The sequence below is a fragment of the Streptomyces sp. NPDC001002 genome, from assembly GCF_053599215.1.
Genome location: NZ_JBSFLV010000308.1, coordinates 1 through 1897 on the forward strand (window position 1 = coordinate 1; position 1897 = coordinate 1897).

2 protein-coding genes are annotated in these 1897 nt (G+C 65.2%); one reads left to right on the top strand and one right to left on the bottom strand.

Features of this window, described 5'->3' with window-relative positions:
- Window positions 1–43 precede the first annotated feature (43 nt).
- Window positions 44–526: an N-acetyltransferase family protein gene (locus tag ACWDR3_RS47720; RefSeq protein ID WP_450358942.1), complete on the bottom strand. Its 483-nt coding sequence runs from the start codon at window positions 524–526 to the stop codon at window positions 44–46.
- 289 nt (window positions 527–815) lie between these two features.
- Here ACWDR3_RS47720 and ACWDR3_RS47725 point away from each other — a divergent pair, with 289 nt between their 5' ends.
- Window positions 816–1391 (top strand): transposase family protein, encoded by a 576-nt coding sequence (locus ACWDR3_RS47725; protein WP_450358943.1) that lies wholly within the window; start codon window positions 816–818, stop codon window positions 1389–1391.
- Window positions 1392–1897: the final 506 nt, after the last annotated feature.

A 1897-nucleotide genomic window follows, 5' to 3' on the forward strand; every position in this document is an offset into this window, starting at 1 on the left:
GCCGCCGCACGACGGTGCGGCGGCCGACGGCGTGGTGCAACGCCTACAGCGTCACTTCCAAGGTCACCGATTTGGAAGTGAAACCGCTGCGCTCATAGAACCGGATCGCCTCGGAGTTGCTCGCATACGCCGTCACCTCCGCCAGGTGTGCTCCCTTTCCCTTCGCCCAGTCCTTGAACTCCCCGATCAGACGCCCGCCGATCTGCCCACGGCGATATGCGGGCTGGACATACATGCTCACCAGCGAAGCGACCCTCACCGGCTTCATCGCAGACGACTCGGTCACCACGCCCGTGAGGTGGCCCACGACCTCTCCGTCTCGTTCAGCAACGAGAAGTAACCGGCTGGGATCCTCTACGCCGGCAGTGAAACGCTGAGGGCCGTGCTCGCGCGGCCAGTCGACGTTGATGCTCGGGTCACGGGTCCCGGCGTCCTCCGCGAACAAGGCACGACTGCAGGCCACAAGACCGTCGACATCCGCATGCTCTGCCTTGCGGACAATCACTTCAGGTCGTTGATCATTCATGGGCCCAGACACTATCGACTCCCACTGACAGCCTGCTCAGTACCTCAAGTGGTCTCAGCCCAAGCCAATCCCCGGGGCCACTTCACGGCGTCCAGGTGGCACAGGATCTTCACCCACTGGGGCCACTGGAAGCCGACATGCTGAGTCCACTGACCGACGTCAGAGCCAGAAGGGAGCCGGCGTGCGGCTACTCAACGTGATTTTTGAGCAGGTTTGGGGTGGAGTGGACTCGCCTTGAAATCGCTCCTCGTGGGAGGGGTGCGGCTGACATTCGGTTGCCGTGAACGAGATGTTGTCGCGGTTGCACGCTCTGCTGTTCTGGTCTATCCCCGGTTTCACGGTCGTGGCCGTGCATACGGACGGCGAGGCGATACGCATCGAGGTCCGCTGCACCCCCGCCGATGCCATCTGTCCCGATTGCAGCCACCGGACGAAGCGGGTCCACAGCTCCTACCTGCGGTTTCCGGCAGACTTGCCTACCGTCGGGCGGATAGCGGAACTCGCCTTGCGGGTCCGGCGGTTCCTCTGCACGACCGCGACGTGCAGCCGGCGGACCTTAGTGGAGCAGGTGCCGGGGCTCACCCGCCGCCATGGTGGGGTCACCGAGCGGCTGCGACATGCCATGGGCGCGATCGGTCTGGCCCTGGCCGGCCGGGCCGGCGCCCGTCTCGCCCAGATCATGGGAATCACCACCAGTCGCACCACGCTCCTGCGGCGTGTGATGGACGACCGCCTCAGAGCCCCGAGCCGTCGGCGTAGACGACTTCGCCCTGCGACGCGGTCAGGAAACGCCGGTTGCCTCCTGAAGATCATGGCCTGCACCAAGACGTTGTTGCCGAAGTGTCACCTGGTGACCACCGGGTGACCGGCACCCGCCGGGCGCTTTGCCGGATCCCGGGAAACGATGGGAGACGTCACCGCGAGCAACCGGCCGCCGAAGCCCCGCGCGAACACCTCAACCGCGCTGGAAGGCGCCGATGACGGCGGATACCCATCATGCGGTCAAGCCCAGCCAGTTCCATCCGTGCGCGAACCAGTAACGGTCGCCGCGCTGACGGCGGTTGAAGACCGGGAGGGCGTCTGGGTCGTACCAGCCGCGCCGAGTAAAGAAGCCCGGCGCCGGCGTCCTGGAGTCTGTGGCTTCAGTCGGTCTGCCGGGGGTGCCCGGCCAGGGGTAGGGCACGGTGGCGGCGCTCACGCAAACAGACGGTCAACCATGTCAAAGATATGGAGAACTGATGTTGCTCAAGCACCCTTACTCCCCATTTACTTGCCGAAGACGGTAGATCCACCAGGCGGCGAAGATGATCAGCAATCCACCCGACGCGATGGGCAACAGCTCGCCCAGGGCGTCGTTCTCGTCGACGCCCG

Excerpts from the sequence above, each read along its gene's own strand:
- ACWDR3_RS47720 (WP_450358942.1), bottom strand. The coding sequence starts at position 526 with ATGAATGATCAACGACCTGAAGTGATTGTCCGCAAGGCAGAGCATGCG.
- ACWDR3_RS47725 (WP_450358943.1), top strand. The coding sequence starts at position 816 with ATGTTGTCGCGGTTGCACGCTCTGCTGTTCTGGTCTATCCCCGGTTTC.